Source organism: Pseudomonas sp. R62, from assembly GCF_000257605.1.
Lineage (GTDB): Bacteria > Pseudomonadota > Gammaproteobacteria > Pseudomonadales > Pseudomonadaceae > Aquipseudomonas > Aquipseudomonas atacamensis.
This window is the reverse complement of the sequence record NZ_JH635998.1, coordinates 2475812-2483273: the sequence shown is the minus strand read 5'-3', so window position 1 is coordinate 2483273 and position 7462 is coordinate 2475812. Positions and strand designations below refer to the sequence as shown.

Annotated in this window: 11 protein-coding genes and 1 other RNA gene; 7 read left to right on the top strand and 5 right to left on the bottom strand. The window is 60.8% G+C overall.

All coding sequences use genetic code 11. The annotated features are described in order from the left end of the window. The 3 genes from OQK_RS12185 to OQK_RS12175 form a co-directional block, all read right to left on the bottom strand. The coding region (locus OQK_RS12185; protein WP_038860889.1) for a 2-octaprenyl-6-methoxyphenyl hydroxylase at nucleotides 1–790 on the bottom strand (790 nt) is incomplete at its 3' end. Beyond that, complete coding sequence (gene pepP, locus OQK_RS12180; protein ID WP_016772634.1) at nucleotides 787–2121, bottom strand: Xaa-Pro aminopeptidase; 1335 nt, start codon at nucleotides 2119–2121, stop codon at nucleotides 787–789. The genes pepP and OQK_RS12185, both read right to left, overlap by 4 nt. Before the next feature lie 27 nt (nucleotides 2122–2148). Beyond that, nucleotides 2149–2709, bottom strand: coding sequence for a YecA/YgfB family protein (locus OQK_RS12175; protein WP_016772633.1), 561 nt, complete (start codon nucleotides 2707–2709; stop codon nucleotides 2149–2151). Between the two features lie 125 nt (nucleotides 2710–2834). Between OQK_RS12175 and OQK_RS12170 the strand changes: the two genes are divergently transcribed. The 4 genes from OQK_RS12170 to OQK_RS12160 all read left to right on the top strand — a co-directional run bounded on the left by OQK_RS12170 (nucleotide 2835) and on the right by OQK_RS12160 (nucleotide 4253). Then, on the top strand, nucleotides 2835–3044 hold the full coding sequence (locus tag OQK_RS12170) for a TIGR02449 family protein (RefSeq protein WP_007911197.1): 210 nt from the start codon (nucleotides 2835–2837) through the stop codon (nucleotides 3042–3044). Further along, entirely contained in the window at nucleotides 3041–3358 is a 318-nt protein-coding gene (locus OQK_RS12165; protein ID WP_016772632.1) for a cell division protein ZapA, read from the top strand. The genes OQK_RS12170 and OQK_RS12165 overlap by 4 nt, the downstream gene beginning before the upstream one ends. 30 nt (nucleotides 3359–3388) lie before the next feature. After that, nucleotides 3389–3567: non-coding RNA, 6S RNA (gene ssrS / locus OQK_RS29265), on the top strand. A gap of 80 nt (nucleotides 3568–3647) precedes the next feature. Beyond that, the gene (locus OQK_RS12160; protein ID WP_016772631.1) at nucleotides 3648–4253 is read left to right on the top strand and encodes a 5-formyltetrahydrofolate cyclo-ligase; all 606 of its coding nucleotides are present in this window, start codon (nucleotides 3648–3650) and stop codon (nucleotides 4251–4253) included. A gap of 35 nt (nucleotides 4254–4288) precedes the next feature. Here OQK_RS12160 and OQK_RS30765 read toward each other — a convergent pair whose 3' ends face one another. After that, nucleotides 4289–4444, bottom strand: a complete 156-nt coding sequence (locus tag OQK_RS30765) for a hypothetical protein (RefSeq protein ID WP_016772630.1) — start codon at nucleotides 4442–4444, stop codon at nucleotides 4289–4291. A gap of 197 nt (nucleotides 4445–4641) precedes the next feature. On the opposite strand from OQK_RS30765, the gene OQK_RS12155 reads away from it, so the two are divergent. Further along, the gene (locus OQK_RS12155; protein ID WP_016772629.1) at nucleotides 4642–5094 is read left to right on the top strand and encodes an EVE domain-containing protein; all 453 of its coding nucleotides are present in this window, start codon (nucleotides 4642–4644) and stop codon (nucleotides 5092–5094) included. A 113-nt stretch (nucleotides 5095–5207) separates the two neighbouring features. Here the strand turns inward: OQK_RS12155 and OQK_RS12150 are convergent, their stop codons facing one another. Continuing rightward, complete coding sequence (locus OQK_RS12150) at nucleotides 5208–5615, bottom strand: flagellar basal body-associated protein FliL (protein WP_027610485.1); 408 nt, start codon at nucleotides 5613–5615, stop codon at nucleotides 5208–5210. A 150-nt stretch (nucleotides 5616–5765) separates the two neighbouring features. Between OQK_RS12150 and OQK_RS12145 the strand changes: the two genes are divergently transcribed. Both OQK_RS12145 and OQK_RS12140 read left to right on the top strand, forming a co-directional pair. Continuing rightward, nucleotides 5766–6743: an NADPH:quinone oxidoreductase family protein gene (locus tag OQK_RS12145; protein ID WP_016772628.1), complete on the top strand. Its 978-nt coding sequence runs from the start codon at nucleotides 5766–5768 to the stop codon at nucleotides 6741–6743. A 257-nt stretch (nucleotides 6744–7000) separates the two neighbouring features. Next, nucleotides 7001–7462: MFS transporter (locus OQK_RS12140; RefSeq protein ID WP_038860888.1), on the top strand; the 462-nt coding region annotated here is incomplete at its 3' end.

The window sequence follows — 7462 nt, the reverse complement described above, 5'->3', positions numbered from 1 at the left end:
CGACCTGCTTCAGGGTGCCGAGGCGGTAACCGAACACGCCTTGCAGCTCGCTGAGAAAATCACGCTCGCTCAACTCGGTCAGACGCTGCGCATCCATGCCCAGCCGCGTCCACACCAGTGCGCAGCGATTGTCCGGCAACGGCAGCAGGGCCATCGGCCCCTCATCGGTAAAGCGCTCGAAGGCCATGCCGTTGTGCGCTTCGCTCGGGGTGATGTTGGCAATCAGCGCGCTCTGGTTGTACGGGCGCTTGCGCACGTTGATGCCCAACTGTTCGCGCAGCCCGGAACGGCCGCCATCGGCGAGCACCGCGAGGTCGCATTCAAGGGTGGTTTCATCGTTGAGGGTCAGACGATAGCCATCGGCCAACGGCTCCATGCGCGTGACTTCCGCCGGGCAGCGCCACGTGATCACGTCTTTGTCGAGGTGTTGCCACAGGCACTGGCCGAGCCAGGCGTTTTCCACCACGTAACCGAGCGCTGGCACACCCTCTTCCATCGCCGACAAGCGCGCGGTGGAGAAGCGGCCACGGTCGGAGACATGAATCTGTTTGATCGGCTCGGCGCGGCGGGAAATTTCCTGCCACACGCCCAGGCGCTGATAAATCTGCCGCGAGCCGAACGAAAGGGCTGAGGAGCGGGCGTCGTAGCTCGGTTGCCAGCTGTCGCCGGGGGCGAACGGTTCGATCAGGACGATCTTCCAGCCCTGCGCCTTGGCCCCGGCCTGCAACGCCAACGCCAGACTGGCGCCGACCAGACCGCCACCGATGATTGCCAGATTGACTCGACTCATGCTGCGTGTGTCCTTGCTTGTGCCATCAGCGCTTCGATCTCGGCGACGGTTTTCGGCACGCCGCTGGTGAGGATTTCACAGCCGGATCGGGTCACGACCACGTCATCCTCGATGCGCACGCCAATGCCGCGCCATTTCTTCGCCACGTTCTGATTGTCCGCCGCGATGTAGATGCCCGGCTCCACGGTCAGCGCCATGCCGACCTCCAGCACGCGCCATTCGCCGCCGACCTTGTACTCGCCAACGTCATGCACATCCATGCCCAGCCAGTGGCCGGCACGGTGCATATAAAAAGCCTTGTAGGCTTCGCTCGCAATCAACTCGTCGACCTCGCCTTTTAGCAAACCGAGTTTCACCAGCCCTGTGGTAATCACTCGAACCGTGGCTTCGTGCGCCTGGTTCCAGTGCTTGTCCGGGGCGATTTCAGCGAACGCCGCTTCCTGCGAAGCCAGCACCAACTCGTAGATCGCCTTCTGCTCCGGCGAAAACTTGCCGTTGACCGGCCACGTGCGGGTGATGTCGCTGGCGTAGCAGTCGATCTCGCAACCGGCGTCGATCAACACCAGATCGCCGTCCTTGAGCAACGCGTCATTCTGCTGGTAATGCAGGATGCAGCTGTTGCGCCCGGCGGCGACGATCGAACCGTAGGCCGGCATCTTCGCCCCGCCCTTGCGGAATTCGTAATCCAGTTCGGCTTCGAGGCTATATTCATACAGCCCCGGACGACTGGCCTGCATCGCGCGGATATGCGCCTGCGCCGAAATCCGCGCGGCTTCGCGCATCACCTTCACTTCTGCCGCCGATTTATACAGGCGCATGTCGTGCAGCAGATGATCCAGGGCAACGAATTCATTCGGCGGCTGCGCGCCGAGGTGCGCCTTGGAGCGGATCACGTTGATCCAGTCCATCAGGTGCCGATCGAATTCGGGATTGCTGCCCATCGCCGAATACACCCGGTCGCGGCCTTCGATCAGGCCCGGGAGGATGTCGTCGATGTCGGTAATCGGAAAAGCATCGTCGGCGCCGTACTCGCGGATCGCGCCTTCCTGCCCTGCGCGCAGGCCATCCCACAATTCGCGTTCGGCGTTGCGTTCACGGCAGAACAGGATGTACTCACCGTGCTCGCGACCGGGCATCAGGACGATGACGGCTTGTGGCTCGGGAAAACCGCTGAGGTACTGGAAGTCGCTGTCCTGACGGTAAACATGCTCGACGTCGCGGTTGCGGATGGCCACCGCGGCGGCGGGCAGGATCGCGATGCTGTTGGGTTCCATCTGCGCCATCAGGGCCTTGCGGCGACGGCTGTATTCCGCTTTGGGGATGTGGGTCATGGGCAGATGGCTTTCCCTGGCACGCGATTAATGCAGCGACGGCTTGGCGGCTGGCGGCACATCGGCTTTTTTGGTTTCCGAGAACAGCAGCAACGGCGCGACGCGCAGGTATTCCATGACTTCCATGTAGTCGGATTCGCCGTCTTCGGATTCTTCCAGCGCGTCCTGCACCTGGGAAATGGCTGCCAGATCCTGCAGCACTTCGGTGGCTTCAGTGCTGAGCATGCTGCTGTCGCGGCAGTTCAGGCCGAAACCGCTGAGGAAGCCCTGGCACCACTCGCCCAGTGCAGCAGCGCGGTCGGCCAGCGGCGCATCGTCGGTCGGCAGCAACAGAACGACGGTGACGTCGTCGCCGGTCAGCTCGCCTTTGACCATCTCCTGCAGGCCGATCAGGGCGTTGCGGACGTTGTCCTGGATGTCGCCTTCGAGCAGTTCGGCGGCGTCGATCAGCCAGCCTTCGTGATCGAAGCCGGCCCCGGCGCAACTGCGCCCGAGCAGCACGCCGTGCAGTTCGGCAGGCGAGACGTTGTGGCCGCTGGCAGTCAGCAGGGTGGCAAAGGCTTGGTACGGGGAATTCGCAATGGTCATGGGCAGCTAGGCGCCAGACGGCGCTATGTCTAGAATGAAGGCCTTGTATCCTACATCGACAGCCCCGCCAAGACCATTAAAGGCTGTCCGCCAGTCACCACCCATCAGACGAACACGTGGACCCAATGGAAGACACCGACCTGCAAGCGCTGATGGCCAGACTCGAACTGCTGATTGGCCGAGTCGAGCAACTTAAGAGTCAAAACGCACTCTTACTAGCTCAGGAAAAAACCTGGCGCGAGGAACGCGCTCACCTCATTGAAAAAAACGAAATCGCCCGGCGTAAGGTCGAATCGATGATTTCGCGCCTCAAGGCCCTGGAGCAAGACTCATGAGTTCAAGCAATAGCGTTACCGTGCAGATCCTCGACAAAGAGTATTCGATCATCTGCCCGCCGGAAGAACGCAGCAATCTGGTCAGTGCCGCCCGCTACCTGGACGGCAAGATGCGCGAGATCCGCAGCAGCGGCAAAGTCATCGGCGCCGATCGCATTGCCGTGATGGCCGCGCTGAACATCACCCACGACCTGTTGCACAAAGAAGAGCGCCCGGACATCCAGGCCAGCGGTTCGACCCGCGAACAGGTACGCGACTTGCTCGATCGTGTCGATCTGGTTCTGGCCGACGATCAGAACACCGCCAAGGGCTGATTCGACTGACAGCTTGAGGTATACTCGCGGCACTCCCTGGGGTGCTTGCCAGTTGACGATGTCCCGGAGCCGATTCGCACTACCCTGGAAGTTGCACGTTGGGCTGGTGTGCATGTCCGCTAGACGGAAAGCCTTAAAGTCTACTGCTTCTTCCACCTTGAACTTTCGGGTTCAAGGGCTGAGTTGACAGCGGTTCATCCGGGGAGCCTGATTCGAATCCGATGTCGGTGTATGCCGACATCGGATTTTTTATGCGTACGTTTTTGCATCCACCTGCCGAAGCCGAACCATGACCGAACCCGCGCTGCTGCCCCGCCCGCAACTCCGCCGCCTGCTGCGCAAGGCGCGCCGCGCACTGACGCCGGGCGAACAACGCCGGGCTGCCAAAGGCCTGTTCCGGCAATTGGCGCAAGACCCGCACTTTCGCCGGGCGAAACATATCTCTCTGTATTTGCCCACCGACGGTGAAATCGATCCGCGCCTGCTCCTGCGCGAAGCCCAGCGTCGCGGCAAGGCGACTTATCTGCCGGTACTCAGCGCGTGGCCACGAACGAAAATGGTCTTCCAGCGCATCCGCCCCGGCGAAAAGCTCACGCCCAATCGTTTCCGCATCCTCGAGCCCCGGGCCAATCTGGCTCGGCAACGCAAGGTCTGGGCGCTGGATCTGGTGTTGTTGCCGCTGGTGGGATTTGACGATGTCGGCGGACGCTTGGGCATGGGCGGCGGGTTTTATGATCGCAGCCTCGCCTATCTGGCCCGGCGCAAGAACTGGCGCAAGCCGACGCTGCTGGGCCTGGCCCATGAGTGTCAGAAGGTTGAGCGTCTGGCGCAGGCGAGCTGGGATGTGCCGTTACAAGGCACGGTCACCGACAAGGCGTGGTATTTCGCAGAGTAGACGCCGCATGGAACAGCGGCGTCGAAGAGACAGGTTCAGCGTTTGAAAGCGGTCGACTGTTGCACCTGTTGCGCAATTTCAATCGGCGCGTCGGTCTTGTTCGCCCACAGGCTCTGCGCGTAACCGGTGGTCACCACGCCCAGGCCAAACAAAATTACCAAAGTCCATAGCAAATCCGGTTTGCGTTTCATCGATTGCCCCCCTCAAGGCACATCATCACGATGACAGCAGCGGTTTCCGTTCGTAGGCCGTGCAGCAGCGTCAAGCTTTAAAGGCCGGCATTTTGCGGCAACGTGAACCTGTGCGCAAACGCTGACGTCAACCGACTGTCGGTTTGTCATAAAATTGCCCGACAACCTGCCCAATGACCGCTTCAGGAGCACACCACATGGCCTACTGGCTGATGAAATCAGAGCCCGACGAACTCTCGATCAAGGGTCTGGAAAAGCTCGGCAAGGCGCGCTGGGACGGGGTTCGCAATTATCAGGCGCGCAATTTCCTGCGGGCGATGGCCGTTGGTGATGAGTTCTTTTTCTACCATTCCAGCTGCCCCGAGCCGGGGATTGCCGGGATCGGCAAAATTATTGAAGCAGCGTATCCCGATCCGACGGCGCTGGAGCCAGACAGCCATTACTTCGATCCGAAGGCTACAGCAGAAAAAAATGCCTGGAGCGCGATCGATGTCGAGCATGTCGAGACGTTCGAGCGGGTGTTGAAGCTGGATTATTTGAAGCAGCAGACGGCGCTGGCGGAGCTGCCGCTGGTGCAGAAGGGCTCGCGGTTGTCGGTGATGCCGGTGACGGCGGAGCAGTGGGCGGCAGTCATCGCGCTCAAACCCTGATTCATTTGCGCCTGACAAATAGCTTTCGCGAGCAGGCTCGCTCCCACAGGAACATGCAGTCCAATGTGGGAGCGAGCCTGCTCGCGAAGAGGCCTGCCCGGATAGCGAACGACTTACTGAATGATCAGGTTGTTGAACAACAGATCCTCAACAACAGGCTTGCCGGTCTCATCATTCATCACCTGCTGGGTCTGCTTCAACGCTTCCTGACGCAGCTTTTCCTTGCCTTCGATGCTGCCCATCGCCTCGGTGGTCTGCTGAGTGAACAACGCCACCAGCTGATTGCGGATCAGTGGCTCGTTGGCCTTGACCAGTTTGGTCGCCTCTTCGCCGGTTACGCGCAGGGCCACATCGGCCTTGTAGACCTTGAGCTTCGGCGTGCCGTCGAGGCCGTAATTGCCGACGAACGGCGGGCTCAGGGTGATGTAATTGACTTTCGGCGCCTCGCCTTCTTTGGCTTCTTCGGCCAGTGCTGCCACAGGCAGAGACAGGGCCAGCAACAACATGATCCACGCTTTCACAATTCGCTCCTTATCCGGTTTGCGGCCTAGCATAACGACCCGCCGCGCAAGCACAAGCTTATGGCTGACTATCAGGGTCGGGCATGCTCGTTGACCCGTTGATTCACACACCTACACTTATCGGCCATCACTCCCAAAGGAATAGCCCTGATGAAAGCCGTGCTGTGCAAAGCCTTCGGCCCTGCCGAATCGCTGGTGCTGGAAGACGTCGCCAGCCCTGTCGCCAAGAAGAATGAAATCCTGCTGGACGTGCACGCTGCCGGAGTCAATTTCCCGGACACGCTGATCATCGAGGGCAAATACCAGTTCAAACCGCCCTTCCCGTTTTCGCCAGGCGGTGAAGCGGCGGGCGTGGTGCGCGAAGTCGGCGAAAAGGTCAGCCATCTGAAAGTCGGCGACCGGGTCATGGCGCTGACCGGTTGGGGCAGTTTTGCCGAGCAGGTGGCGGTGCCGGGCTACAACGTCCTGCCGATTCCGCCGTCGATGGATTTCAACGTCGCCGCTGCATTCAGCATGACCTATGGCACGTCGATGCACGCGCTCAAACAACGCGCCAACCTGCAACCGGGCGAAACCCTGCTGGTGCTCGGCGCGTCGGGCGGCGTCGGCCTCGCCGCGGTGGAGATCGGCAAAGCCATGGGCGCCCGCGTGATCGCCGCCGCCAGCAGTGCCGAGAAACTCGCGGTGGCCAAGGCTGCCGGCGCCGATGAACTGATCAACTACAGCGAAGCCAGCCTCAAGGACGAGATCAAACGCCTCACCGACGGCCAGGGCGCCGACGTGATCTACGACCCGGTCGGCGGCGACCTGTTCGACCAGGCCATCCGCGCCATCGCCTGGAACGGCCGCCTGCTGGTTGTCGGCTTCGCCAGCGGACGCATCCCGGAACTGCCGGTCAACCTCGCCCTGCTCAAGGGCGCGGCGGTACTCGGCGTGTTCTGGGGCTCCTTTGCCCAGCGCCAACCCCAGGACAACGCAGCAAACTTCCAGCAGCTGTTTGCCTGGTTTGCCGAGGGCAAACTCAAACCGCTGGTGTCGCAGGTGTATCCGCTGAGCAATGCCGCGCAGGCGATCGATGATCTCGGCCAGCGCAAGGCTGTGGGCAAGGTTGTCGTTCAGGTTCGTTAACAACATGGAGCGATCCGGAGCAACCATCCGGATCGCTTTATCGTTGAGGTCTGCCTCTTCCATACGTCAAACCGCAGAAACCCACCCGAGCCACCATTCCCTCAGCGCCGCCTTCTTATCTCAGAGCGACATGTTCATAAAGGAACGCTCATCTGCCCAAATTTCCGCTGTTTTGCCGACGTGAAGCGATGCTATTTTCGGTAACGAAACTGTAACATTCGCATCCGCAGTCAAAACAAGAAAACTGGAGCTCTTGAATGTTTGCTTTCTTTCGTCCTGCCGCACATCAGGCTCCATTGCCTGAAGAAAAAATAGACAGCACCTACCGCCGCCTGCGCTGGCAGATCTTCGCCGGCATCTTTATCGGCTACGCCGGTTACTACCTGCTGCGCAAGAACTTCTCCTTGGCCATGCCGTACCTGATCGACGAAGGCTACAGCCGTGGCGACCTCGGCTTGGCGATGTCGGCGATCGCCATTGCTTACGGTCTGTCGAAGTTCCTCATGGGCCTGGTGTCCGACCGTTCCAACCCGCGCTTCTTCCTGCCGTTCGGTCTGCTGGTCTCGGCCGGGGTGATGTTCATTTTCGGTTTCGCGCCGTGGGCAACGTCCAGCGTGACGATGATGTTCATTCTCCTGTTCATCAACGGCTGGGCGCAGGGCATGGGCTGGCCGCCGAGCGGGCGGACCATGGTGCACTGGTGGTCGCAGAAGGAACGC